A 25500-nucleotide genomic window follows, 5' to 3' on the forward strand; every position below is an offset into this window, starting at 1 on the left:
TCGCGGCGGTGTCTGGTGATTCGAGGGATCGTGCGACCCGTTCGCAGTCGCTCACCGGCGCGTCCGGACCTCGCCTCCGTGGCTAGCCCCCAGGAGCCGACCGCATCGTCTGGATCCGGGATTTTGCCAGGACGCCCGGGACCACCCGGCCGTGGCTAGTCGGCACGGACGGCGGGGGAAACCCTGATACAACTGGCCCGTACCAGTATCGGACGACTCGATGCTGCGACCCCACACCCACCGTTATGAGTAGTCAGCAGACCCGCTCGCCCGAGGCGAACCTCGGCCTGCTCGACGCGACGATGATCGGCATGGGGGCGATGATCGGTGCGGGGATCTTCGTCCTGACCGGCCTCGCGGCGGACATCGCCGGCCCCGCTGCCCTCCTCGTGTTCGGTTTGAACGGCGTCGGGACTGCGTTCACGGGCCTGTCCTACGCGGAACTCGCCGCAGCGATCCCGAAGAGCGGTGGCGGGTACGCGTTCGTCCGTGAGACCTTCGACGACCTCGCCTCCTTCCTGATGGGCTGGATGCTGTGGTTCGCCTACATGATCGCCGGCGCGCTGTACGCTCTCGGGTTCGCGCCGAACTTCCTCGAACTGCTCCACGTCTACGGGCTCGTCGCGCCGCCCCACGAGGTCGGCGCCATCGCGATTCCGATGCTCGACGTCGGCGTCCCCGCCGGATTCGCGCTGGCTTTCTCCGCCGTCCTCCTGTTCGTCGCGCTCAACGCGGTGTCGACGGCGGCGAGCGGGAGCGTCGAGACGATCTTCACGGCGACCAAGGTCACGATCCTTATCGTGTTCGTCGCCTTCGGGGTGGCCTCCGCTCAGTTCACGTCGGCGGAGTTCCAGCCCCTCTTTCCGGAGGGCACCAGTGCGACCGCCATCGTGCCGGCGATGGGGCTGACGTTCATCGCCTTCGAGGGATACGACCTCATCACCACCGTCACCGAGGAGGTCGAGAACCCGCGCGAAAACATCCCGAAGGCGATCTTCGTCAGTCTCGCCGCCACGGTCGTCGTCTATCTCGCGGTCGTGACCGTCGCGATCGGTACGCTCGGTGCTGGTGGTCTCGCCGAGGCGGGCGAGGCTGGCATCGCCGCGGCCGCGACGGAGTTCATGCCGACGGGGATCCCGATCATCCGCAACGGCGGGGCGATCATCGTCTTCGGCGCCGTTTTCTCCACACTCACGGCGCTGAACGCCGTCGTCATCGCTGCCTCCAGGGTGGCGTTCTCGATGGGCCGCGAGGGTCAGCTCCTCCCGAAATTCGGACAGCTCCACCACCGGTACGGCACGCCGTTCGTCGCCATTCTCGCGAGCGCGGTCGTCATGCTGGGCTCGACGCTCCTCCCGACCCAGAGCGCCGGCAACATGTCGAGTCTGTTCTTCCTGTTGTCCTTCGTCGTCGTCAACGGCGCGGTCATCAAACTCCGGCGGGAGCGCCCCGACATGAAGCGTCCCTACGAGATGCCGTTCTATCCGCTCCCGCCGATTCTCGGTATCCTATTCAACCTCGTCTTGACGGTCGTGCTCGTCGGCTACCTGGTCGGCACCGACCCGGTCGCGCTGGGCCTCAGTACGGGCTGGATCGCTCTCGGCGTGCTGGCGTACTACGCGCTCAAACGACGACGGAACGGATCCGAGCCCGCAGTTGAATCGGGAACGATCGACGACCCGACAGATGGTCTGGACGCCAATGCGACAGGAGACGAATTGATCCATGCTACGGGCTCCGCTGGGAGTCCAACCGAGTCGGACCACCGGCGGCGGTCCACGGATCAGGGATCCGAGGACGCCATCCCGACCGATTCCGATGGAGACACCGACACTACCTTTGGGACGGAGGGGGATCACTGAACCATGCCCCGTTCTCTCGACGTCGTCATCGCGGGTGCCGGCAGGGTCGGTCGGCAGGCAGCGACGATCCTCACCGACCGCGGCGACGACGTCACCGTGGTCGAGCGGGACCCCGACGTCTGTGACGACCTGGCCGACGAGTGGCTGACGACGATCATCCAGGGCGACTCGGCGAATCCGGACGTGCTCGAACAGGCCGGCGTCGAGGACGCCGACGTCGTCGCCGCACTGACCGGCGAAACCGGCGTGAACCTCGCGACCTGCATGGCGTGCTCGGAGCTGTCCCCGGAGATTCGCACCGTCGCGCGCATCGACCGCGCGGACGCCCAGAGCTACACCCGGTTCGTCGACGCCGTCGTCTTCCCCGAGCGAGCGGGTGCGCACGTGGCCGTCAACCAGATCGTCGGCTCGGACGTCCAGACCCTCGCGGACGTGACCGCGACGCTCGACATCATGCAGATCCGGGTCGCCGAGGGCGCGCCCGCCGCCAACAAGCAGCTCGCGGAGGTCCGGTTTCCGACGGGAACGCTCGTGATCTCGGACGACGAGGGCGAACGAGTGGCGCGTTCCGATACGACGCTGACGCCGGGCAACCGGTACGTCGTCGCCGTGGAGCCCGGTGTCGTCGACGAAGTGTTGAACCTGCTGCGAGGGTAAGCGACCGGATCCTGCGGATCGAGATCCCGACCAGCGTCCCGCAGGCCGCTGACCCTTCGCACCCCTTGAGCTGCGAACGACCCCCGTGTGAGCGGTTCGCAGATTCGAATTTCGAAATTCGATTTCGCTTTTCGCACTGTATCGCCGGCCTTATTACGATGTGCGAACTCCGATCCGATAGCAATGAGTGACGCGCAGACCGACGTGGATGCGGAGGCACCAGCGGAGGATGGTGGCGACGCCGTCCTCGCCGCCGACGGCGGCGAGCCGAGCGACGCGAAGGGAGCCTCGTCGGAGCTCCGCTCCGACGGTGGCTCGGACGGGGAGGATCGCACGATCCTGTTGATCGGTTCGGGCCCGATCCAGATCGGCCAGGCCGCGGAGTTCGACTACTCCGGCGCGCAGGCCTGCCGGGCACTCCAGGAGGAGGGCGCGGAGGTCGTCCTCGTCAACTCCAACCCGGCGACGATCATGACCGACCCGGAGATGGCCGACGAGGTGTACATCGAGCCGATCACGCCCGAGGCGATCGCGGAGATCATCCGGAAGGAGGAGCCCGACGGCGTGATCGCGGGTCTGGGCGGCCAGACCGGCCTGAACGTCACCGCGGAACTCGCCGAACTCGGCGTCCTCGAGGAGCACGACGTCGAGATCATGGGCACGCCGCTGGACACCATCTACGCGACGGAGGACCGCGACCTCTTCCGCCAGCGGATGCACGAACTGGGCGAGCCGGTCCCCGCCTCGACGACGATTTCGCTGCCCGAGGGCGAGTCCACGCAGAAGCTTGGCGAGGACGACCTCCAGCAACTCGTCGACGACGCCGTCGACGAGGTCGGCGGGCTCCCGGTCATCGCACGCACCACCTACACGCTCGGTGGCTCCGGTTCCGGGGTCGTCGACGACAAGGAGGAGCTCTACGAGCGCGTCCGCAAAGGGCTGCGCCTCTCCCGGAACAACGAGGTGCTGATCACCGAGTCCATCGAGGGCTGGATCGAGTTGGAGTACGAGGTCATGCGCGACGCCGACGACTCCACGGTCATCATCTGCAACATGGAGAACCTCGACCCGATGGGGATCCACACCGGGGAGTCGACGGTCGTCACGCCCAGTCAGGTCATCCCCGACCCGGGCCACCAGGAGATGCGCAACGTCGCGCTCGAAGTCATCCGCGACCTCGAGATCCACGGCGGCTGTAACATCCAGTTCGCCTGGCGCGACGACGGTACGCCCTCCGGCGAGTACCGCGTCGTCGAGGTCAACCCCCGCGTCTCTCGCTCATCCGCGCTCGCCTCCAAGGCAACCGGCTATCCGATCGCGCGCGTCACCGCGAAGGTCGCCCTCGGCAAGCGCCTCCACGAGATCGAGAACGAGATCACCGGCGAGACCACTGCCGCCTTCGAGCCCGCGATCGACTACGTCGTCACGAAGGTGCCCCGGTGGCCCAAGGACAAGTTCGAGGACGTCGAGTTCGAGCTGACGACGGCGATGAAGTCCACCGGCGAGGCGATGGCGATCGGTCGAACCTTCGAGGAGTCGCTCCTGAAGGCGCTCCGGTCCTCCGAGTACGAGCCAGACGTCGTCTGGGACGCGGTCGACGACGAGGAACTGGAAGCCGAGTACCTGGAACGTCCCACGCCCGATCGTCCCTACGCGATCTTCGAAGCCTTCGACCGCGGCTACACCGTCGACGAACTCCGCGAACTGACTGACATCCGCGAGTGGTACCTCGAGCGCTTCGGCCGCATCACCGGGGCCGCCCGCAACGCCCAGGACGGCGAGTTCGGCGAGGCTGCAGAACTCGGCTTCACCGACGCACAACTCGCTGCGGGCGTCGACGCTACCCAGGCTTCCGAACTCGAGCGCGCCGACGGCGGCACCGTCGCCGATGTCGAGACCCAGACACCCGACCGCTCGTTCAAGCAGGTCGACACCTGCGCCGGCGAGTTCGCGGCCTCGACGCCGTACTACTACTCCGCACGTGAACCCGCCGCGACCGACACCTCGACCGGGTTCGACGAGGTACAGGTCGATCGCGACCTCGAGAGCGTCGTCGTGGTGGGCGGCGGCCCGATCCGCATCGGCCAGGGCGTCGAGTTCGACTACTGTTCGGTCCACGCCGTGCAGGCCCTCCGCGACATGGGCATCGACGCGCACGTCGTCAACAACAACCCCGAGACCGTCTCGACGGACTACGACACCTCCGACGGCCTGTTCTTCGAGCCGATCTCTGCGGAGGAGGTCGCCGACGTCGTCGAGGCGACCGGCGCCGACGGCGTGATGGTCCAGTTCGGCGGCCAGACCTCCGTCGACGTCGGCGAGCCCCTCGAAGACGAACTGGCGCGCCGCGACCTCGACTGTGAGATCATGGGCACCACCGTCGAGGCGATGGACCTCGCGGAGGACCGCGACCGGTTCAACGAGCTGATGGACGACCTCGGGATCAAACAGCCCGACGGAGGTGCCGCACACAGCAAGGAGGAGGCACTCGAACTCGCCCACGAGATCGGCTACCCCGTCCTCGTCCGCCCGAGCTACGTGCTCGGCGGCCGCGCGATGGACGTGGTCTACGACGACGAGGCACTCGAGAAGTACATCGAGGAGGCCGCCCGCGTCAGCCCCGACCGCCCGATCCTCGTGGACGACTTCCTGGAGGGCGCCGTGGAACTGGACGTCGACGCCGTCTCGGACGGCGAGGACGTCCTCATCGGGGGCATCATGGAGCACGTCGAGTCCGCGGGCGTCCACTCCGGGGACTCCGCCTGCATGATCCCGCCGCGCTCGCTTGGCCGCGACGTCAACCGCCGCGTCCGCGAGGTCGCCGAGGAGATCGCTCGCGCCCTCGACACCGTCGGCCTGCTCAACGTCCAGCTCGCCGTTCGCGACGAGGAGGTCTACGTACTGGAGGCGAACCCCCGCTCCTCGCGTACCGTCCCATTCGTCTCGAAGGCGACGGGCGTCCCGATCGCGAAGCTCGCGGCGAAGGTCATGGCGGGCGCGACCCTCGAGGACCTCGACGTCGACGAGCAGGTGCCCGGCCAGACCTCGATCAAGGAGGTCGTCCTGCCGTTCGACCGCTTGCCGGGGTCGGACCCGCGTCTCGGCCCGGAGATGAAGTCCACCGGCGAAGTCATGGGCACCGCCGACACATTCGGCAAGGCCTACCAGAAGGCCCAGATGGCCGTCGGCAAGCCGATCCCCCTTGAGGGCACCGCGGTCGTCGACCTCTCGGAAAGCGAGTTCCCCGCACCGGACTCCGCGGCCGGTGAGGAACTGCGCGCCGGCTACGAGGAGCACTTCGACCTGGTCGACTTCGAGGACGACGAGGCGTTCGTCGAGGCCATCCAGTCCGGCGAGGTCGACCTCGTCATCAGCCGCCGTCGCAAGCCCCTCGAAGCCGCCGTCGAGGAGGAGATCACCTACTTCTCGACGCTCCCGAGCGCGAAGGCCGCGCTCGAGGCGATCGAGGCCAAGGACGAGCCTCTCGACGTTCACTCCGTCCAGAGCCGTCCCCGGATGCAGGAGTACTGGGGACAGCCCAAGCAGGAGTAGACGCCTCGACCGCTCTGCGGTTCGGTCTGTGTTCCTCCCAACGATCGCGTTCGTTTCTGACGGGAGGTCTCGTTATCGACGATCGCGTTCGCTCCGAACGTTCCTCTCGTTTTGCAGATGGCTCACGTTCTGCAGGGCGGCTTCGTTCCACCAGTCGTCGTTGGCCAGTCAGCGGTTAGCTCACGTACCAGGCGACGACGACCGCGACGAGCGGCACGCCCACGAAGCCGCCGGCGAGCGCCACCTGGTCGCTGAGTGTTGCGAGTCCTGCGCCGAGTCCGCCGACGGCGGCGAGTCCCAGTCCGAGCACGAGGATTGCGGCACGGCCGGGACCGCTCTCGGCGTTCGCATCGACTTCGGCGATCGTCTTCTCGATCTCGTCCATCCGACTCTCGACTCGCGTGATCGCGTTCTGGTGCTGCGTGATGCCGACGCTGTCGTCGGGGAACTCCTCGACGGCGGTCTCGAGGTCGGCGACGTCTGCTTCGAGGTCCTCGATCGCTGCACCGTGATCGGCACGGAGGTCGTCGAAGGCGCCGTCTAGCTCCGCGCGATCGGCTTCCGCGTCTTCGACGGTGCTCTCGAGTGTCGCAACGTCGCTCTCGATCGTTGCGAGTTCCTCGGCGTCGGCTGCGTTCGCGTCGATCGCGTCGAGATCGTCTTCGACGGTCTGGAGTCTGTCCTGGGTGTCCTGGAATCGATCTTCGACGCTTGCTTCGAGCTCCTCGACCCGGCCCCGGAGCGCCTCGAGGTCCACGGAGAGCGCGTCGACGAGGTCGGGATCGGGCACCTCGCCTTCGAGGTCGCCGACCCGCGACTCGACGTTCTCGATATCCGCTCGCGCTCCGTCCAGCTCCTCGTCGGCGTCTTCGAGGCGCTCCTCGACGTCCTCGAGGTCGGTGGTCGACGCTGCGTCCTCGAAGTCGGCTTCGACGTCCTCGACCGTCGTCTCGACCACGTCGACGCGCTCCCGGATCGCGTCGATGGTCGCCTCGTCCACGACGTCGTCTTCGAGCGATTCCACCGCCGACTCGACCGCGTCCACGTCGTCGGAGAGTGCATCGAGGTCTGTCGAGACGTCCTCGAGCGCGTCGAGATTCTCGTGCAGGTCGTCGACGTCCTCCTGCAGTCCATCGAGGTCGTCATGCAGTCCGTCGACGTCGTCCGCCAGGGCATCGGTTCGCTCCTCGACTGCCTCCGCTGACGCCGACTGTTCGTCGAGGGAGTCGGCGACCTCGGAGAGCTCCTCCGCGTCGATTGCCCCGACGCGCTCGGCCATGTCGGCGAGATCCGCGATCGGGGGCAACGCTTCGAGTCTGGCTTCGAGGTCCTCGACGCGCTCGGCGTCCGGTGTGGCCGCCACCTGCTCCTCGAGATCGTCGGCACGCGATTCGAGCGAATCCGCGACCGTCTCGAGTTCGGTCTGCAGGGCCTCCACGTCGACCCCCGACGCTCCCGCGTCGCTCTCGTCCTCCACGGCGGCTTCGAGCGCCGAGACGTCCTCGCGGAGCGCGACGAGGGTAGCGACCTCCTCGGCCAGTGCTGCGACGTCCTCGTCGAGGGGCTGCTCGTCGTCGATGCCGATGCGGTCTTCGAGGCGCTGCAGACGTTCGCGAAGCTCCTCGCGCTCGGCGTCCAGTTCCGGCGACCCGCTCGCGGCACTGGCGCCGGGATCGGATGCGTCTGTGCCCGCAGCAGTGGCCGGCGCCGGGGCGTCGGCACCGCCTTTCTGGGCGGCGTCGGCTCCTCCACTCGCGGCAGTGCCGGATTCGCTTGCGGCAGTTCCCGAACCGCTCGCGAGTGCGATGGTCGCTGCCGATTCGTCGGCGAGTCCGGTGGCGAAGCCAGCGGTCGCCGGGTCGGCCTCGGCGCCGTCGGTTTCGATCTGGCTGCCATCCTCGGCCGCGACGAGCGCGCCACGGGCCGCGGCGAACTCGGGATCCTCGGCGCGGTCGATCGACGCGACCGCGAACGGCAGGTCGACGTCGTCGAGGGCGTCCTCGAGTCGGCCGTCGATGCCCATCGGTGCTGCCGCGCCGGCGACGACGATCGGTACTGGCTCGTCCACGGCCGGTGATTCCTCGGCGATCGCGATCGCGAGGTTCGAGAGGAGCGTGTCGTAGCGAAGCGCGAGCGCGCCGGAGTTCGGATCCTCGAGGTCGGCGTTGGCGCGGAGTTCCGCGACCTCCTCGGGATCGTTGCCGGTCGCACTGGCGATCTCCTGGTCGATCCAGTCGCCGCCCCGGGAGAGTTCCGAGCGCGAGACGGGGACGCCGGCGACGACGAGCGTCGCGATCGTTCGCGTCCCGTCGACGACGACGCCGAGCCCGGTCGGCGGGGCATCGAGAGCGTCGTACAGGACGGCGAGGCCGGGTTCGACGGGCGCAGGGTCGTACCCGAGTGCGCTCGCCGCCTCCTCGATCGGGCCCGCGTCGACGCCCGACGGCGGTGCGTACCGGAGCGGTCCCGATCCCTCGCCGACGAGTCCCCGGAGCAGTGCCTCCACGGCTGCAGGCACGTCGTCGATCGGGAGCGTCGAGTCGGCGGCGAGCAGTCGCGTCGGCGAGTCGTTCGCGATCGTCGCCACTTCGGGCGCCGCGTCGCCGAGTGCGACGATCCCGTCGTCGGTCTCGATCGACGGCGTGTCCGCGCCCTCGAGGAAGTCTTCGACGTAGTCGCTTCGATCGACCGCGAGTGCTGCGTTGCGCGCGCCGTCGGTGCCGTCCGCCGTCGCCGCGACGATCCTGGCGGCCCCGACGTCGAGTCCAGCGGGCATGGAGCGCCGGTACGGAGCCCACGACTTAATGGGTTCGGAGGATTCGACCGCGTTCCAGTGACGAGAAACCGTCGCCGACGGTCACCTGCAGCGCCCCGATCTGGGAGCGAGTATCAATTTGCAGATAGCTGTCCGAAATAAACAAGCCCCTGGAGCAAGTGAGATCCAGATATGAGCGAGAACGAGGAGCGCGCCTGGGGCCAGTACGCCGAGACGGTCCCCGACGAGCGCGCCCTCGCGGTCTTCACCGGGGCCGAGCCACACACGACGCGGGAAGTAGCCGAGGCGATGAACGTGACCGAACACACCGCCAGGACCGCGCTCGAGACGCTCCACGAGCGCGGCGACGTCGGGCGGAAGACCGTCCGCGACGAGCCAGCGACACTCACCGTCTGGTACCGGAGCCGCACCGCAATCGGCGATGAGCCCGAGGACGTCGAAACCGTCGACGTCGACGCCCGCGTCGACGAACTGCTCGCCGACGTCGAGGTGCCGGGGACGAGCGAGATGATGCGGGACTGGCGCGTCGACGCGATTCGCGCGTCGTTCGACCACCTCCGCGAGCAGGAGGCCGTCAGCGTCGACGAGTTCTTCGAGGACGTGTTCCCAGCCCACCAGGCCGGGTTCGACGACCCCGAGCCGTGGTGGGAGCTGGTTCGCCCGCGGCTCCGGCGACTCCCTGGCGTGGTCAACCCTGCCTGGGGAGAGGACGTCTGGCGGTACGAAGGGTTGTAGCGCTGATACCTGGGGTCAGCGGCCGCGAGTCAGCGAGTGCCGTCCGGTCGTCGCGTAGCGCCACTCAGTCGTCACGCCGAGCCGCTCAGTCGTCCCGTCGAGCAGCTTCGAAGACCTCTTCGTGGAGTTCCTCGCAGGCGCGCTCCATGATCGGCTCCATGTTGACTGTGTCCTCCTGGTTGTACTCGATGAGCGTTTCAAGCGACCCGTCCTTGCCGCGCTCGTACTCGTGCCAGAGCCGGACTGCGTCGCGCCCCGAGATGTCGGGTCGATCGCGCTCGATGCCGAATCGGCCCTCGACGGCGGAGAGGCCGCCCGAGTACCCGAGCGTGTTGCACATCGACATGAGATCGGCATGCGGCAGGTCGATCGAGAGGTCGAACGAGGTTTCGAGGAACGGCACGTCGAACCGCCGGCCGTTGAACGTGACCAGGAGACTGGACTCGGTCAGTTCGGCGCGGAGCGTCTCGGCCGCGAGGTCGTGGCCACGGACGAGCGTCTTCGTGTCGCCGTCGCGGTGGATCGAGACGGTCGTCACCCGATCGGTGTACTGGTCGAGCCCGGTCGTCTCGATGTCGAGAAACGTCGTCTCCTCGCGAACGTTCTCGAAGAGCCGCCAGTGTTCGGCGTCCGGCACGCGATCGGCGAAGAAGTGGGCGTCGCCCCGCTCGAGTCGGCGTTCGGCTTCCTCGACGAACGACTCGATGCGGTCGGCGCGCGTCGGTCCGACGACCTGCCCCTCGAACTCTGCCCACTCGGTGACGCCCGCTCGCCAGAGTTTCCGCTCGGTCACGTCGCCGACGCCCTCCACCGGCACGAAGCTGTTCTCGATCCGCACGGGGATCGGTAGGCCCGGCCTCGGATATAAGCTGTCGGGTCGCTCCCCGCCGTGGCGTACCAGTCAGCCGGCGCGAATCGAGTCTGGAGGCGCAACGTCGCGGGGGAGCAGGCTGCCCGATCGTGAGAGAGCTGGCCTCATCCGAATGTGGGGAAGTGGCCATCCGAACGAAGTGGAAACAGGCCATCCGAACGTGGGAGAGAAGGCCACCGACCGTCGGGGGATTATAACGATTCTGGCAGAACGGTTTTGCCCTCCCGTTCGGTACTCCTTCGAAGTACCTGCCCGCGGGTGGACGCACGCGTTGCTGGGTCCACACCGCACCGTTACCATCACACCATGCGCCCCGATCGCCGCTCCGTCGTCGCTGGCGCCGCGCTGCTCGGGGTCGCAGTCCTGGCGCTGCTGGATCCGCTCGGGCTCCGTGCCGCGATCGGCTCCTGGTTTCGCGTTGCGGGTCCAGCATCGGGCTCGACCCGTGCGATCGGGGCCTCGATCCAGCGTCGTCACGCTACCGTCGATTCGCTGGAAGCTGCGCTGGCTGCCGATCCGACGCTCTCCCTGGCGCTGCTGGCCACGGGTATCGGCGTCGGGCTGATCGGGGGAAGCATCGCGGCTTACCTCCACCAGCGTCGCCGCATCCGTCGGGGTGAGCGGGATGCCTGAGGTCCCTGCCAGGCGACTCCTCCTGCCCGTGTTCCTCGTCGCCCTCTCGCTTCTCTTCCTCGCTGCCGTCCCGAGCGGTGCTGGGGCGGCACAACCGCCATGCGCAGACGCCGGAAACGATACCATCGTCGTCGCCACGCCGCCGGCGGACGATCCGATCGGGCCCGACGGAACGGTCGCCGTCTACCACGGTTCCGAACTCGTCGTCCACCTCTGCCAGTCCGAGAACAGCACGCGGACGCTCGACGACGGTGCGCTGCAGTGGGGGACCGTCCTCGAATCGACGGACGAACGGCTCCGAATTCGCGTCGAGGGACCCACCAACGATTCGCTCGGCACCCTCGTCACGCCAGGGACTGCATCGGGGCCGTCCCTGGCCATCGTCGATCGAACCGTCGAGACCTCGCTCGTGACGGGGTCGATCCCGGTCGCTTCCGCCGACCAGCGTGCGTCGCTCCGGCGCGCCGAGTCGACGTACGTCCAACGGGAGCGATTGCTCGAACGGCAACTCCAGCGCCTGGAGAACGCGACGGGGACGGTCGAGGACGGCGGCGAACCGACGGGCGATCCGATCGGTGAGACGATGGCCACGCGTGAGGCGTACCGGAACGCCAGCGAGCAGTTCCGGGCGGAACTGTACGCCGTCGCCGACTCATCCGTGGGCGGTCCCGGTAGTGCGGCCGCCCTCCGCGCTCTCGGTGCCCGCTCGACGGGACTCGAGAACCGAACCCGGCACCGATTGCAGGCACACGATGCGGTCCTCAGGGATCGGCAGCGGTCGCTCACCTGGTCGCTCCGCCTGCGAATCTTCGGAGTCGGCGCAATCGGAATCCTGATCGGCGGCGTCGCGGGGGCGCTCCTCCCGATCCGACGGGGACGGGCGGCACGCCGTCGACTCGCCCAGGGCGAGTGGACGACATACTCGCGACGGGCGATACTGCTCCCCGCGGCGGTCGGACTCGTCTTGCTCTGCCTCGGGATCGGCTGGCTCGCTGTGACGTTCGGAGACGTGATCGTCGAGGTGCTGGCGCCGTGAGGTGGTCTGTTCGCCAGATCGCAGCGGTGATCTGTCTCCTCGCGGTGCTCGGGGCGCTGGGAGCCGCCCCGGCTGGGGCGACCGTTCCCCACGACGGCGGTGCCTCGTCGCCGGCAGCGGAGTTCGATCTCGGAGCGGCCGCTTCAGCGCTATCCGCCCAGCAGGACTCGTCCGAGCAGGCGGGCGGAAACGGGTCGATCGGTTCGGCGGCGCGAAACGGGAGCACGCTCACCCTCTCCACGTCCGTGAATCGGACGGGTGATCTCGGCAACGAGACGACGTTCGCCGTCTCGGTTCCGGCGGCGAACGGCTCGGCGACGGTCGAGGCGAGCAGATCCGGCGATCGGTACGCCGCTCGCGTTCCGGTGCCCGAGGTCGTCGGTCGAAACGCCACTGCGAATCTCTCGGCTGCCACTGTCGTCGCGAGTCGCGGGGGGACAGTGGTCGTCGAGGACGCGGCAGATCTTCGCTGGATCGAGCAGACGGGGCCAGCGACCTTCCGCGCCAGTTCGCTGGCGATTCCCGCCGACGTCCGCGGCATCGGCGACGCGCCCCCGACGCTCGTCGGCGAGGCGAACGGCAGTCGCTTCCCGGCGACCGTCGCTGGCGTGGGACCGAACGCGACGCTCCTGCTGTCACCGGGGACGCTCGCAGGCGTCCCGGCGAACCAGTCCATCACGGCGGACGCCGTCCTCGCGAACGCGACCGTGACGGCGGCCCCGCTCCAGTTCACGATCGGTGATGCAGCTGGCCGTGCAACCGCGATCGCCTACCGTGACGCCGATCCGGTCGTCGTCCAGCCGCTCGCCCATCCGTCGATCGGCCCCGATCGAATCGCGCTGACGCTGACGACTGGCGATCCGAACGGCCGATATCACGTTCGGATCGCGGACCGATCGGGGGTCGTCCCCGTGCCGGCGAGCGTGGTGGGCGCGGGCTCGATCCACGTTCGGGTCGACGAGCCGAACGGAACGACGCTCCTCCAGACGCCGGTCTCCGCACCGGCACGTCCGACCGTTCAACTCCGCATCGCGAACGGGTCCCTCCACGCGCCGAATCCGGCTGCGATCGAGCCCTACGACGGGCTGCTCCTCCGCGACGGCAACGTCAGCTACGTCCCCCTCGACGACAGTCTCGCGGCGGGTGAGGAACAGCCGCTCCCGCGCATGCTCTCGGAGCCGAGCACGGACGCGGCGGCACTCCTCGTCGGCGAGGGCGTCCGGCCGGCCCGCGTCGATCTGACCGTCGTACCACCGCCCACGGGCTCCAGTCCCGATCCGGTGCCAGAGGACCCGGACGAGGACGCGTTCGTCTCGCTCTGGCTCGACGTTGGTGCCATCGTCGGACTGCTCTTTCTCGCGATGGTCGGGAGCGTCCTCGCGGTCGCGAGCGTCTACGGGCTCCGGCGGCTCTCGCCCGCACGAGCGGCAGCAGCCGGCCCTCGTGCGGTCCTCGGCCACTTCCTCTTCGGCGGGATCGGCGGTGCCGCCTGCATCGCCGTCCTCCAGTCGCGCTACGGGGGTCCGATACTGGGTAGCGTCGATATCGCTGGGGCCGTCGTCGGCCTCGGCGCACTGCTCGTCGGTGTCTTTCACGGGGGCCTGACCGCGACCGGCATCAGGCTCGGGCTGGGGACGATCGGCGCCTGGCCGACCCGACGAGTGATCGACGAGACCGCCGTGCCGGTCCGGATCCGTTTCACGGACGACGAGGACGGGGAGTTGCCCGGCGAGCAAACCGTGGAGGTCGCCCAGGCCACCGACGGTACGATCGTCGAAACCACCCGGCTCGCCGGGACGACGACCGAGGTCGAACTGCCCCCGGGGGAGTACGTCGTCCAGGGGCTGACCGCCGAGCGGGAGTCCGAGGCCGTCGACCTGGCCGTGGAGCAACCGACGACGCCGACGCCGGATCCGATCCCGGTTCACCTGACGGTCGGCCGCCCCGGTCTCCAGGTCGAGGTCACCGACGCGCAGACGGGCGACGCCGTCCCCGAGGGGCAGGTAACTGTGACGACCGACCGCGAGGAGACGAAGCAAGCCGACGTCGAAGCGGGGTCGGTCACGACGACGTTGCCGATCGCCACCGGGTCCGTGTCTGTGGTCGTGGGTGCGCCCGGCTACGACGACGCGACGGTCGAGGTCCCGATCGAGGAGTCGCTCACGACGGTCGACGTGGCGCTCGACCCGTCGTCGGGCACGCTCGTCGTCTCCGCGCTCGTCGCTGGCGCCCCGATCGCCGACGCCACGGTCCAGATCGAGCCTGCGGTGGAAGACGACGAGGAGTCGAAGTCCGACGACGCAGCGGACCCCGACAGCGCGACCTCCACAGAGAGCGTCGCGACGGGCACGCCACCCGAGATCGGCGTCCGAACCGCCGAGGTCGAGACAGACGAGGACGGCCAGGCGTCGATCGATCTCCCTGCAGGCCGGTATCGCTGCCACCTGGCACTCGACGGGCCGAACGCCGACCTGTTCGCCGTGCAGGACGGCCAGGCGACCGTCGAGCCAGACGCCGAAACCTCCGTCGCGGTCTACGCTCGATTCGACTGGGAGCCGGTCGAGCACGTGCAACGCCGGGCGGCCGGCCTCCAGAACACCATTCAGTCAGTCGCCGAAGAGGCGACTGCCGATCCGACGATCCCACTGTACTTCGCCGGCGTGACCGAGGCTCTCATGGAGTGCGTCGCGACCCTCCCCGACGCTGGCCAGCACTTCGCGACGAGCACGCAGGACCCCGACGAGGTCGCCGAGGTTACCGTCGCGGCCGCGGAGGCTGCGCTCGAGGCCGTCGGCCAAGCGATGCAGGAGGAGGCAGTTCGCGAGGTGATCACTGCCTCGAGCGAGCCGGTGCGGATTTCGCCACGGCTCGACGCCGACCCCGGTGCGCTCCTCGCGTATCTCGAACAGGACCTGACGGTAGCGAGCGTCGAGTCCCGGGCCCACGAGGTCGAGGCGTCCCTGGATCGAGCGGCAGAGCGCTTGCGCTCAGTCGCCCCCGCCAGTGCAGTCGTGCAGAAGGCAGTCTCGCTCGTCCCGGCGGACGATTCCACGACGCGGGGAGCCGCCATGGAGTTCGCGGCGCTGCTGTTGCTCGACGCCGCCGAGCAGTCGCTCGCACGGTCGGCCATCCGGTCGCGATTCGACGGCAGCGCGTGAGCGCCACCGGTCGTCGAAAACCGATCAGAACGCGGCGTCCTCGACGCTCAGTCCTTTCGCTTCACGACGTCGCCGAGCGTGTACTCGCCGGCGTCGCCGCCGCCCTCCCACTCGGCGTCCTCGTCAGTGCCCGCGCTGCCGGACAGCGAGATATCGAAGTGACGCTCGAGTTTGGACTGGACCTCGTCGCTAGGGAGCGTCTCACCCCGCTCGAGTTTGCGGATCAGGCTCGCCTTCTCGTTGAGTTCGTTCGCGAGGTCGGCCTGGGAGAGCCCCTCGTCCTCGCGAGCGGACCGAATCCGGTCGTCGTAGTCGGTGGCGATTTCGTCCATGTCGTCGAACATGTCCGAGCGGCGCTGGCTGGAGCCGCCACCGCCGGAACTACGACCGGACCCGCTCGAACTGCTCCCGCCGCCACCACTGCTCCCGCTCGAGCCACTGCTGCTCGTTGAGTACTTGGTGGACGTGGAGCTACTCGCGTCCTGGTCGCGGACCTCGGTCCCGAAGTCCGTACAGTCCGAACAGACCTCGAGTTCGGCGCCCTCGACCTTGATAGTCTTCGGCGACGACGTACTGGCGCCGCACATCTCACACCGAACCATGCCCCGCTCTTGCACAGGGGCGTGCATAAATGATGCGACCGGGGCGGATTTCGGGGACGGCGACGGGATTGTGGGCCGTCGACCAGTGTACGCGTCGTTGGACGCTGCTCAGGCGACGGCGAACAGCAACAATGCGTTCGTTCCTGCAGCGGCGAGCCAGGGCACCGCGATACCGAGCGGGATCGCCACGCGAAACCCGGGCGCGGCGATCCGTCCACCGACCGCGAGCGCGAGGACGCCGACTTTGACGCCGAAAAATCCGAGCAGCCCTGCGTCCGCGAGCGCCCCGGCGACGACGGGATTCCCTTCCGCGAGTCCCGTTTGCAGTCCGACGAGCGTCGTCACCACGTCGGCGAGCAGCGCGAGGACCGCGACGGCCCAGAGCCACCGTTCGTTCCGGGCGAGTATGGCCCCGAAGTGGGCCGTCAGCGACTCGCCCTTCTGGGTGGACGATCGTCCGGCGGGCGCCGGGAGGGGTTCGAGGAGTGCCATGGAACGGGGGCAGGTGCCACCAAATAGTGGGACCACTGTTTTCATAATGGTTACGTATTGTACTATCGCAGACTACAGACCGAATATAATTATCAGGGCCGGGAATCGCGTGCGTTGTGACTGCTCACTGAGCGAAGTCGTCGCCGGCCGTCGAGAGCAAACCACGCGATCGCACGGGCTTCTACCGCGTCACACCGCCCGCGTCAGTGAGAACCGCTCGCCACCGCTGGTTCTCAGCCGTCGAAATCAGAGCACGGTGCCGTGTTTCTTGTCGGGAAGCTCGGTCTCGACGTCCTCGTAGAAGGCGAATCGCGCGGCGAGTTCGGTTCGCAGTTCGCTGGGCGGGATCACCTCGTCGATGACGACCTCGCTGGCCATCCGCATCGCGTCGATGTCACGCCGGTACTCCTCCCGGAGTTCGTCGGCGCGCTCGGCGCGCTCCTCCTCGTCCTCGATCTCGGCGAGCTTTCGTGCGTAGACCGCGTTGATGGCGGCCTCGGGGCCCATGATCCCGATCTCGCCGGAGGGGAGCGCCAGCACGCTCTCGGGATCGTAGGCAGGCCCACCCATCGCGTAGATGCCGGCGCCGTAGGCTTTCCGCACCACGACAGTCTGCTGGGGCACCGTCGCGGAAGAGGTCGCGTAGATGAACTTCTTGCCCTTCTCGAGAATGCCCTCTTTTTCGACGGAGGAGCCGGCCATGAACCCAGGCGTGTCACAGAGGTACAGGATCGGCACGTCGTAGGCGTCGGCGGTCCAGATGAACTCCGCGGCCTTCTCCGCGGCGTCCGGGAAGATCGCACCCGCGCGCTTCGCGGGCTGGTTCGCGACGATCCCGACCGGCCGGCCGTCGATCCGCGCGAACCCGGTCAGTATCTCGCCGCCGTAGTTCGGCCGGAGTTCGAACCAGGAATCGCCGTCGACGACCCGATCGACCAGGTCCGTCATGTCGTAGCCCCGATCGGGGTGCTGGGGAATCACCGAGTCGATGCCCTCGGGTGACGCGACGGGCGCAACCGTCTCCTGCTGGGGCGGCGAGTCCTCGGCGCTGTCGGGAAGGTACGACAGCAACTGCGCGACGAGTTCACGAGCGTGTTCCTCGTCCCTGGCGATCAGGTCCGCGGAGCCGGACTCCTGGGTGTGGACCTCTGGACCGCCGAGTTCGTCCGCCGTAATCTCCTCGCCAGTGACCATCTCGACCATCCGCGGCGAGGCGATCGCCATCGAGGACATCCCCTCGACCATGATCGTGAAGTCGGCGAAGACGGGCGTGTAGGCCGCGCCGGCGAAACAGGGCCCGTAGAGCACGCAAATCTGGGGGACGCGCCCCGAGAGCATCGAGTGGTTGTAGTAGTACTTCCCGATGCCCTCGCGGTTCGCGAAAAAGCCGGTCTGCTGGTCGATCCGGCCGCCCGAGGAGTCCATCAGGTAGAGCACCGGCTGGCCGGACTTGAGCGCGCGCTGTTGCATCCGGAGGAACTTCTCGACGCCGCGCTCTGCCATCGAGCCGGCCTTGACGGTGAAGTCGTTGGCCATGAAGTGGACGTCTCGGCCCTCGAACTCCGCGGCGCCTGTCAAGAGGCCGTCCGCAGGGAGGCGCGAGTCCGGATCGTACTCGTCGACGTCGGGGCTGTCGGGGTGCCAGGAGTCGAAGTTCGCGAACGTGCCGTCCTCGAACGCGATGTCGGCGCTTCCCTCGTCGTCCTCGCCGAACCAGAGTTTGAGTCGGTCGCGAACGAACAGCTTCCCCTGCTCGTCGAGGCGATCGCGGTACTTCTCGGGGCCGCCCTCGTACTGATCCTCGAGCAGTTCGCGGAGGTGCTCCTCGCGTTCAGTGGGTCCCAGGTCCTCCGCCGCCGCTTCCGCTTCGGCCGCGGACTCGTCCGCGTCGCCGGCAGCCGAGGCGTCCGCCGGCGGATCGGCGCTCGCAATCGGTTCGTCACCGTCGCCCGCGACGACCTCGACTGACTCACCCAGATGCTCTGCGAGCGCGGCGGCGATCGCCGACGCCTCCTCGTCGCTGGCGGTCGCCTCGATCCGGAGCTTCATGATTCTGCATGGTGGTGGTACCCCCAAACCGTTTTCCCCACCGGTCGATGCGATTCCCGTCGCTAGTGTGCGATTCTGTCCCCGGGTGTGGCGACCGGTCCGCTCCGTTACTCGACTCGATCGCCGAGGATCGCTTCGACGCGCTCGATCGCAGCCTCGCTCCCGACGTAGATCGGCGAGCGGCCGTGGAGCTCCTGGGCCGGCCGATCGAGCAAGGATCCGTTGCCGTCGGTCGACGCGCCGCCAGCCGACTCGACGAGGAAGGCGATCGGGCCGACCTCGAACTGGTGCCGGAGCTTCCCGGTCGGACTCGATTCGAGCTGGGGATAGGCGAACAGGCCACCGCTGGTGAGCACCTGGGAGACGTCGGCGACGAGCGCGCCGCTGTAGCGAAGTTTGTGCTGCTCGCGGAGCGCGTCGACCACGTCGGCGACCGGCTCGGGCCAGTCGTCGTCGCCGCCGCCGACGCCGTAGATCGTGGGATCGTTCGGGATCGTGACGTCGGCCTCGGCGACAGTCGGCTCGGCGTCGTCGCCCGGGGGCAGTTCGTATTCGGTGACGCCCTCGCCCTCGATCGCGACGTAGGCCGTCGTCACTGGGCCGTAGACCACCATTGCGGACGCGAGAATCGAGCGTCCCGGTGCGGGGAGGTCGGCGTCGTACACGCCCAGGATCGTCCCCGTGGGTGCGTTCGCCGCGAGGTTCGAGGAGCCGTCGAGCGGATCGACCGTGACCGAGAGTCCGTCGCCCGCGTCCACCAGTTCGGCGCGCTCCTCGCTGGCCACGGTGCCGACGCCGTCGATGGCGGCGAGAGCGTCGACGAGGTGCTCGTCGGCGGCAGCGTCGGCGGCGATCAACTCGTCGCCGGTCGGATTCTCTTCGTCCGTCTCGCCACCACGGCGCGCGGCCTGGAGGGACCGGAGTTCGGGGGCCGTGGCGAGCAGCTCTTCGAGAATCTCGTCGACGGTCGCGTCCGCGTGGACCGTGCTCACGGTCGGATCACCGTCGTCCAACGACGTCGTCTGCCGGATTGACGGGTCGGATCGCAGCCCGGACGATCACACCGCGCCGGAGAGTGCATTCTATTTCGTAACGCGGTACACAGCTGTATAGTCGTTACTCCTCGACGCTACTTTCGGCCACCGCCGCAGCTCATTCGATACGCTGGGCCGCCAGTGCTTGCCAGTAATCGAGGTCGTCGCGATCGAGTCCGAGTTCCGTCGCGAGCCGGTCCACGTTCGCCGTCGCGAGCTGTCGGACGGTCTCGACGCCGACCGTTTCGAGCGCCTCGGCCGCGTCGGCTGGAACCGGACCGACCGTCGCGACCGAGGGGCTCGATGCTCGCTCTCGCCAGGCTGCCTCAGCGGAGAACGGGTCTTCGCCGTCCCCAGCGAGTTCGTCGTCTGCAGCGTCGCCGTCCATCGCCGTTCCGGTCACTTCGTTCGTCCCGATCCGATCACCGTTGCCGTCGTACCATCCGTCGACGTCCTGACTGCCGTCGCTGTCATCGTTCTGGCTCGCGGGACGGTCGGTCGATACCTCGAGTTCGGTGCCCTCCGTCGAGGCGACCCACTCGCGTTCGCCCTCACGCAGCCCACGCACGTTTTTCGAACGCCGGTCGAGGTCGAACGCCTCCTCGTCGTGGGTCCAGTGCAACGAGTGTTCCCGCCGGATCTTGCCAGCGACGCCCGGGTTGACACCTGCCTCGACCAGTTCGCGGTAGGAGACGGTCTTCTCGTCGACGTCCTCGACTGAGATGTCAGCAGCGGAGAGCGTGGCCGCCGTCGACGCGCCGACGAAGGAGAGGTCCTCGAGCGAGGTCGCTTCCCGGGACTCCTCGCCCGACCCCGTCACGGCTGGATCGTCCTCCTGCGCGGTCTCCGGCGGTCCCATGCGGGGGGATCCATGTGGAGTATCTTCAACGTCATGGCCGATTTCGTAGCTATGTCTGACGGGTGTATCTCCATCGAGAGGTCTCGGTTCGGTCCGGTCCTGCGCGCTGGTATCGCCCGGTTTCGCACAGTCGACTCGTGAGTCGATGTCGAAATGAATGCAGTATCGTCCCTGTCCCGTGCACTATCTGACTGGTATGTCGAGTATCACGTCGACGGCATCGGCACGCTTAGGGATCGGGCTGCCGACGATTCGAGTATGGTTCGATCACTCGACGAGATCGATCGCGTCGGCGTCGTCGGTGCCGGAACGATGGGCGCCGGCATCGCACAGGTGCTCGCGACCGCCGGCTACGAGGTCGCGATGCGGGACGTCGACCGCGACCTGGTGCAGAACGGGTTCGACTCGATCGAGTCGAGCCTCGACCGGCTCGCGGATCGCGACGCGATTCCCTCAGACGACGTCGATCGGATCGTCGGACGGGTCGACGGCACCACCGACCTCGAGGACCTCGCCCCCTGTGACCTCGTGATCGAGGCGATCGTCGAGGACCTCGAGATCAAGCAGGAGACGTTCGCAGACCTCGACCGGATCGTCGACGAGGACGTCGTCCTCGCGACGAACACCAGCACGCTCTCGATCACGTCCATCGCGGCATCGACGAATCGTCCGGACCACGTCGTCGGCCTCCACTTCATGAATCCCGTGCCGATCATGGACGGCGTCGAGGTCGTGACCGGGGAATCGACGGCGCCGGATACCGTCGACCTCGCCCACGAACTTGCCGCGGACCTCGACAAGGAGACCTGGGAGTCCGACGACAAGCCAGGCTTCGTCACGAACCGGATCCTCATACCCTGGATCAACGAGGGAGTCCGCGCCTTCGACGAGGGCGTCGCGACGAAGGAGGACATCGATCGCGGGATGACACTCGGCACGAACGTGCCGATGGGGCCACTCGAACTCGCCGACCACATCGGGCTGGACGTCTGTCTGCACGCCTCCGAAACGCTCCACGACGAACTGGGCGACCGCTACACGCCGGCGTACCTCCTGAAGCGGAAGGTCGAAGCCGGCCACCTCGGGAAGAAGACCGGCCAGGGCTTCTACGAGTACGACTGATCGCTACGGGGTAGCGACCCTCCGCTTCACGATTTCCCAGATCGGATAGCCACTCACTTGTAGCGTCGCTCGGGACGTTCCGTCTAGCATGGTCATCAGCGGCATCGTTCCGGACGTCACCCCGGTTCACCTCGTCGTGATCGCCATCGCGTCGGTCGCGGTCTGGATCGGGAGCGCCTGGCTCGAGACCTCCGCTGAAGACCTCTCGGCGTACTACGGCCTCCCACCGGTCGTCCAGGGCTCGGTGGTCGTCGCCGTCGGTTCCAGTTTCCCGGAGTTCGCGAGCGTGGTGATCGCGGCGTTTGCAGGCGCGTTCGACCTCGGCGTCGGCGCTATCGTCGGCTCCGCGCTGTTCAACGTGCTAGTGATCCCGGCGCTCTCCGGGCTATCGACGGAGGGCGAGGAACTCGACGCGAACCGCGCGATCGTCTACAAGGAGGCGCAGTTCTACATGATCGCGGTCTCCGCGCTGATCATCACGTTCGCGCTCGCGGTGATCTACGAACCCGTCGAGAGTGCCGACGCCCTCAGCGGCGAGATCACGCGGCCGCTCGCGGTGATCCCGCTATTGCTCTACGGACTGTACCTCTTCATCCAGTGGCAGGACGTCGGCGATCACACGCCCGGCGACGAGGGCGAGGGCGTCGATGTCCTCCCGGCCTGGGGCAAGCTGGCCGCAGGCCTCCTCGTCATCCTGGTCGCCGTCGAGTTCCTCGTTGGTAGCGTGGAGTTCCTCGGCGCAGCGCTCGGAGTCCCAGAGTTCCTCGCGGGCGTGACGATCCTCGCAGCGGCGACGAGTCTGCCCGATACGCTGGTGAGCGTTCGTTCGGCGTCGGGTGGGAACGGGACGACCAGCCTCGGAAACGTCCTCGGCTCGAACACGTTCGACCTGCTCGTCGCGATCCCCGTCGGCGTCGTGCTCGTCGGGAGCCTGACGATCAACTTCGCGGTCGCGCTCCCGCTCTTCGGCGTCCTCACGCTCGCGACCGTGCTCCTCTTCACGTTCTTGCGGACCGATCTCACGCTCTACCGGTGGGAGTCCTACCTCCTCCTGCTCGCCTACGCCGTGTTCGTCGCGTGGATGGTCACCGAGTCGATCGGCGCGACGGATCTCCTCAAGGCGGCCTGACGCCCGGCGCTCGTGGGGTCCCTACCCGTGGCTGGTGGGGATGTTCACACAGGGGGTTGCGGGAACTCTTCGTTCGCGCCCGAAGCGAACCACTCATCTCGGGAGCGTCCGGACTCGCCGATATGAGCGACGACGAACTCGCGTGGGAGACGCTCTCCTCCGAGGTCGCCTACGAGTGTCCCGGCTTCGAGATCGTCCACGACGACGTTCGCCTCCCCGACGGAACGGAGACGGACTACGACTACCTCACCGAACCGCCGGCGGTCGTCGTCCTGCCGTTCGTCGCCGACGACGCGACGTCGGCCGAGATCGACGCCGACGACCGCGAGGTGGTCGTCATCGAAGAGTGGCGCCAGGCCGTCGGCCGGCTGAACCGTGGCATCCCCGTCGGGAGCGTGGAACCCGAGGACGACGACCTCACCCTCGGAGCCCATCGCGAACTCAGGGAGGAGACCGGCTACGAGGCGGACTCGGTCGAGCACGTGCTGACGACCGAACCGGTGAACGGCATCGCGAACTCCGTCTTGCACTACTTCGTCGCCGAGGGCTGTACGCCGACCGCGGAACAGGACCTCGACGCGAACGAGACGATCCGGGTCGATACGGCGTCGCTCGCGGACCTCCGATCGGCCGCCCTCGCCGACGACCTCCGCGACGGGCGAGCGGTGACGGCACTGCAGCACCACGCGCTGCGTGAGCGAGGGAACTGAGGGAGTGCTCCAGCGTTCCCGTCTGCGTCCATCACAATCCTTATATCCGGTTCCCGGGTACGAATGGGCACGATGGTAGGTGGCTACTTTACAGGCCGGCCCTCGGCCGCATAACTCCCTCACCTACCGGTTCTCGTCGTAGCCACACACCCCAGCCACAGCCATGTCACAACAGGAATCAGACGTCATCGCGGTCGTACTGCCCGACGGCTCCGAGCTCGAGGTCCCGCGTGGATCGACGATCGAGGAGATCGCCTACGAGATCGGTCCCGGCCTCGGCGACGCCACCGCCGGTGGCCGGATCGACGGCGAACTCGTCGGCAAGGAACTCGCGGTGACCGAGGACGGCGCCGAGATCGAGATCGTCACCGAGGACAGCGACGAGTATCTGCGGGTAATGCGCCACACGGCCGCCCATGCCCTCGCCCAGGCCGTACAGCGCCACTACGACGACGTCGACCTCGCGATCGGGCCACCCACGGACGACGGGTTCTACTACGACTTCGACGACCTCGACGTCGACGAAGACGACCTCCCCGCCATCCGCGAGGAGATGGAGGCGATCGTCGAGGAGGACCTCGACGTCGAGTACGAGCGCGTCTCGATCGAGGAGGCCCGCGATCGCCTGGCCGACCAGCCCTACAAACTCGAACTCCTCGAAGAGTTCGCCGAGGAGGACGACACGGTCCACTTCTACTCCCAGGGCGAGTGGGAGGACCTCTGCAAGGGACCGCACGTCGAGTCCACGGGCGAGATCGGCGCCGTGGACCTGCTGGAGATCGCCGGCGCCTACTGGCGCGGCGACGAGGAGAACGAGATGCAGACGCGGATCTACGGCACGGCGTTCCGGAGCGAGGACGACCTCGAAGCGTTTCTGGAGCGCCGCCGCGAGGCCGAGGAGCGCGACCACCGCAAGATCGGGAACGAGATGGACCTGTTCTCGATCCAGGACCGCACGGGGCCCGGCCTCCCGCTGTACCACCCCAACGGGAAGACGATTCTCCGCGAGCTCGAGGGGTTCGTCGAGGACCTCAACCTCGACGCGGACTACGAGTACGTCGAGACGCCCCACGTGTTCAAGACGGACCTCTGGAAGGAGAGCGGGCACTACGACAACTACGCCGACGACATGTTCCTCTTCGAGGTCGGCGACGACGAGTTCGGGCTGAAGCCGATGAACTGCCCGGGCCACGCCGCGATCTTCGACGACTCCGCCTGGTCCTACCGCGACCTGCCGATCCGCTACGCCGAGAACGGGAAGGTGTACCGCAAGGAACAGCGCGGCGAGCTTTCCGGGCTCTCCCGCGTCTGGGCATTCACGATCGACGACGGCCACCTGTTCGTCAAGCCCGACCAGATCCAGGCCGAGGTCGAGCGGATCATGGACATGATCAAGGAGGTGCTCGACACCTTCGGCCTCGACTACCAGATGTCGCTGGCGACGCGACCCGAGAAGAGCGTCGGCTCCGACGAGATCTGGGAGAAGGCCGAATCGGCCCTCGAGTCCGTCCTCGAGGACCGGAAGCTCGACTACGGCGTCGAGGAGGGCGACGGCGCCTTCTACGGCCCGAAGATCGACTACGAGTTCGAGGACGCGATCGGGCGGTCCTGGGACGGACCGACGGTCCAGCTCGACTTCACGATGCCCGAGCAGTTCGACCTCTCCTACGTCGGCGAGGACAACGAGGAACATCGCCCCGTCATGATCCACCGGGCGCTCTACGGCAGCTACGAGCGCTTCTTCATGATGCTCATCGAGCACTTCGAGGGGAAGTTCCCGCTCTGGCTCGCGCCCGAGCAGGTCCGCGTCCTCCCGATCACGGACGACAACGCCGAGTACGCCGAGTCCGTGGCGGCAGAACTCGACGACGCCGGCGTCCGCGTCGAAGTCGACGAGTCCGACAACCGGCTCCAGCGCAAGATCCGCGCCGCCCACGACGACCGCGTTCCCTACCAGATCATCGTCGGCGACGACGAGCAGGAGGACGGCACGCTCTCCGTCCGCGACCGGAAGGAGCGCCAGGAGCACGGCGTCGACCCCGACGACTTTTACGCACACCTCGAGGCCGAGCGCGCCGAGAAGCGGACGGAGCCGGACTTCCTGGATTAGATCGGCCGTCGGCGCCGCTTCTGCGATTCGTATTCTGCAAAGACGAGAGCTGCCGGCGGCTGCTGGGCGGGATTTGACAGTCCACCGGGGTTTCGTGACCCTCGACAGATCCT

General features: G+C 67.8%; 18 protein-coding genes. 11 read left to right on the top strand and 7 right to left on the bottom strand.

Annotated elements, in window-relative coordinates; genetic code table 11:
- Positions 1–245 precede the first annotated feature (245 nt).
- The 3 genes from L593_RS12960 to carB all read left to right on the top strand — a co-directional run bounded on the left by L593_RS12960 (position 246) and on the right by carB (position 6071).
- A complete protein-coding gene (locus L593_RS12960) occupies positions 246–1862 on the top strand; it encodes an APC family permease (protein ID WP_020447424.1) in 1617 nt (538 codons plus the stop codon).
- A 3-nt stretch (positions 1863–1865) separates the two neighbouring features.
- On the top strand, positions 1866–2519 hold the full coding sequence (locus tag L593_RS12965) for a TrkA family potassium uptake protein (protein ID WP_020447425.1): 654 nt from the start codon (positions 1866–1868) through the stop codon (positions 2517–2519).
- Positions 2520–2702: 183 nt separating this feature from the next.
- Positions 2703–6071: a carbamoyl-phosphate synthase large subunit gene (carB, locus tag L593_RS12970; protein ID WP_020447426.1), complete on the top strand. Its 3369-nt coding sequence runs from the start codon at positions 2703–2705 to the stop codon at positions 6069–6071.
- A gap of 175 nt (positions 6072–6246) precedes the next feature.
- Here carB and L593_RS12975 read toward each other — a convergent pair whose 3' ends face one another.
- Positions 6247–8847: a hypothetical protein gene (locus tag L593_RS12975; RefSeq protein WP_020447427.1), complete on the bottom strand. Its 2601-nt coding sequence runs from the start codon at positions 8845–8847 to the stop codon at positions 6247–6249.
- 171 nt (positions 8848–9018) lie between these two features.
- Between L593_RS12975 and L593_RS12980 the strand changes: the two genes are divergently transcribed.
- Positions 9019–9582 (top strand): FaeA/PapI family transcriptional regulator, encoded by a 564-nt coding sequence (locus L593_RS12980; protein WP_020447428.1) that lies wholly within the window; start codon positions 9019–9021, stop codon positions 9580–9582.
- A gap of 85 nt (positions 9583–9667) precedes the next feature.
- On the opposite strand, the gene L593_RS12985 is transcribed toward L593_RS12980, so the two are convergent.
- Positions 9668–10420, bottom strand: a complete 753-nt coding sequence (locus tag L593_RS12985; RefSeq protein ID WP_020447429.1) for a ribonuclease H-like domain-containing protein — start codon at positions 10418–10420, stop codon at positions 9668–9670.
- 339 nt (positions 10421–10759) lie between these two features.
- On the opposite strand from L593_RS12985, the gene L593_RS12990 reads away from it, so the two are divergent.
- Genes L593_RS12990 through L593_RS13000 form a run of 3 tightly spaced genes read left to right on the top strand, consistent with a single transcriptional unit; the run spans position 10760 to position 15280 of the window.
- The gene (locus L593_RS12990) at positions 10760–11086 is read left to right on the top strand and encodes a hypothetical protein (protein WP_020447430.1); all 327 of its coding nucleotides are present in this window, start codon (positions 10760–10762) and stop codon (positions 11084–11086) included.
- Positions 11079–12122: a hypothetical protein gene (locus L593_RS12995; protein ID WP_144060764.1), complete on the top strand. Its 1044-nt coding sequence runs from the start codon at positions 11079–11081 to the stop codon at positions 12120–12122. Before L593_RS12990 ends, L593_RS12995 begins: the two co-directional genes overlap by 8 nt.
- Complete coding sequence (locus L593_RS13000; protein WP_049894158.1) at positions 12119–15280, top strand: hypothetical protein; 3162 nt, start codon at positions 12119–12121, stop codon at positions 15278–15280. Before L593_RS12995 ends, L593_RS13000 begins: the two co-directional genes overlap by 4 nt.
- Before the next feature lie 47 nt (positions 15281–15327).
- Here L593_RS13000 and L593_RS16330 read toward each other — a convergent pair whose 3' ends face one another.
- From L593_RS16330 to L593_RS13025, 5 genes are all read right to left on the bottom strand, one after another.
- Positions 15328–15882: a multiprotein bridging factor aMBF1 gene (locus L593_RS16330; RefSeq protein ID WP_049894159.1), complete on the bottom strand. Its 555-nt coding sequence runs from the start codon at positions 15880–15882 to the stop codon at positions 15328–15330.
- Positions 15883–15990: 108 nt separating this feature from the next.
- Positions 15991–16374, bottom strand: a complete 384-nt coding sequence (locus L593_RS13010; protein WP_020447434.1) for a DUF5658 family protein — start codon at positions 16372–16374, stop codon at positions 15991–15993.
- Positions 16375–16620: 246 nt separating this feature from the next.
- Positions 16621–18423: an acyl-CoA carboxylase subunit beta gene (locus tag L593_RS13015; protein ID WP_020447435.1), complete on the bottom strand. Its 1803-nt coding sequence runs from the start codon at positions 18421–18423 to the stop codon at positions 16621–16623.
- A 107-nt stretch (positions 18424–18530) separates the two neighbouring features.
- Positions 18531–19415 carry a class 1 fructose-bisphosphatase gene (locus L593_RS13020; protein WP_049894507.1) on the bottom strand — a complete coding sequence of 295 codons (885 nt, stop codon included), beginning with the start codon at positions 19413–19415 and terminating at the stop codon, positions 18531–18533.
- Between the two features lie 160 nt (positions 19416–19575).
- Positions 19576–20316, bottom strand: a complete 741-nt coding sequence (locus L593_RS13025) for a hypothetical protein (protein ID WP_020447437.1) — start codon at positions 20314–20316, stop codon at positions 19576–19578.
- 258 nt (positions 20317–20574) lie between these two features.
- On the opposite strand from L593_RS13025, the gene L593_RS13030 reads away from it, so the two are divergent.
- From L593_RS13030 to thrS, 4 genes are all read left to right on the top strand, one after another.
- Positions 20575–21438, top strand: coding sequence for a 3-hydroxyacyl-CoA dehydrogenase family protein (locus L593_RS13030; RefSeq protein ID WP_020447438.1), 864 nt, complete (start codon positions 20575–20577; stop codon positions 21436–21438).
- An 88-nt stretch (positions 21439–21526) separates the two neighbouring features.
- Complete coding sequence (locus L593_RS13035; protein WP_020447439.1) at positions 21527–22567, top strand: sodium:calcium antiporter; 1041 nt, start codon at positions 21527–21529, stop codon at positions 22565–22567.
- 122 nt (positions 22568–22689) lie between these two features.
- A complete protein-coding gene (locus L593_RS13040) occupies positions 22690–23277 on the top strand; it encodes an NUDIX hydrolase (RefSeq protein ID WP_049894508.1) in 588 nt (195 codons plus the stop codon).
- 163 nt (positions 23278–23440) lie between these two features.
- Positions 23441–25387, top strand: a complete 1947-nt coding sequence (gene thrS, locus L593_RS13045) for a threonine--tRNA ligase (RefSeq protein ID WP_020447441.1) — start codon at positions 23441–23443, stop codon at positions 25385–25387.
- The last annotated feature ends 113 nt before the right edge of the window (positions 25388–25500 follow it).

Source organism: Salinarchaeum sp. Harcht-Bsk1 (assembly GCF_000403645.1).
Lineage (GTDB): Archaea > Halobacteriota > Halobacteria > Halobacteriales > Salinarchaeaceae > Salinarchaeum.

Excerpts from the sequence above, each read along its gene's own strand:
- L593_RS12995 (WP_144060764.1), top strand. The coding sequence starts at position 11,079 with ATGCCTGAGGTCCCTGCCAGGCGACTCCTCCTGCCCGTGTTCCTCGTC.
- L593_RS12980 (WP_020447428.1), top strand. The coding sequence starts at position 9,019 with ATGAGCGAGAACGAGGAGCGCGCCTGGGGCCAGTACGCCGAGACGGTC.
- L593_RS13040 (WP_049894508.1), top strand. The coding sequence starts at position 22,690 with ATGAGCGACGACGAACTCGCGTGGGAGACGCTCTCCTCCGAGGTCGCC.
- L593_RS13030 (WP_020447438.1), top strand. The coding sequence starts at position 20,575 with ATGGTTCGATCACTCGACGAGATCGATCGCGTCGGCGTCGTCGGTGCC.
- thrS (WP_020447441.1), top strand. The coding sequence starts at position 23,441 with ATGTCACAACAGGAATCAGACGTCATCGCGGTCGTACTGCCCGACGGC.
- L593_RS13010 (WP_020447434.1), bottom strand. The coding sequence starts at position 16,374 with ATGGCACTCCTCGAACCCCTCCCGGCGCCCGCCGGACGATCGTCCACC.
- carB (WP_020447426.1), top strand. The coding sequence starts at position 2,703 with ATGAGTGACGCGCAGACCGACGTGGATGCGGAGGCACCAGCGGAGGAT.
- L593_RS12965 (WP_020447425.1), top strand. The coding sequence starts at position 1,866 with ATGCCCCGTTCTCTCGACGTCGTCATCGCGGGTGCCGGCAGGGTCGGT.
- L593_RS13035 (WP_020447439.1), top strand. The coding sequence starts at position 21,527 with ATGGTCATCAGCGGCATCGTTCCGGACGTCACCCCGGTTCACCTCGTC.
- L593_RS16330 (WP_049894159.1), bottom strand. The coding sequence starts at position 15,882 with ATGGTTCGGTGTGAGATGTGCGGCGCCAGTACGTCGTCGCCGAAGACT.
- L593_RS12975 (WP_020447427.1), bottom strand. The coding sequence starts at position 8,847 with ATGCCCGCTGGACTCGACGTCGGGGCCGCCAGGATCGTCGCGGCGACG.
- L593_RS12960 (WP_020447424.1), top strand. The coding sequence starts at position 246 with ATGAGTAGTCAGCAGACCCGCTCGCCCGAGGCGAACCTCGGCCTGCTC.
- L593_RS13015 (WP_020447435.1), bottom strand. The coding sequence starts at position 18,423 with ATGAAGCTCCGGATCGAGGCGACCGCCAGCGACGAGGAGGCGTCGGCG.
- L593_RS12990 (WP_020447430.1), top strand. The coding sequence starts at position 10,760 with ATGCGCCCCGATCGCCGCTCCGTCGTCGCTGGCGCCGCGCTGCTCGGG.
- L593_RS13025 (WP_020447437.1), bottom strand. The coding sequence starts at position 20,316 with ATGGGACCGCCGGAGACCGCGCAGGAGGACGATCCAGCCGTGACGGGG.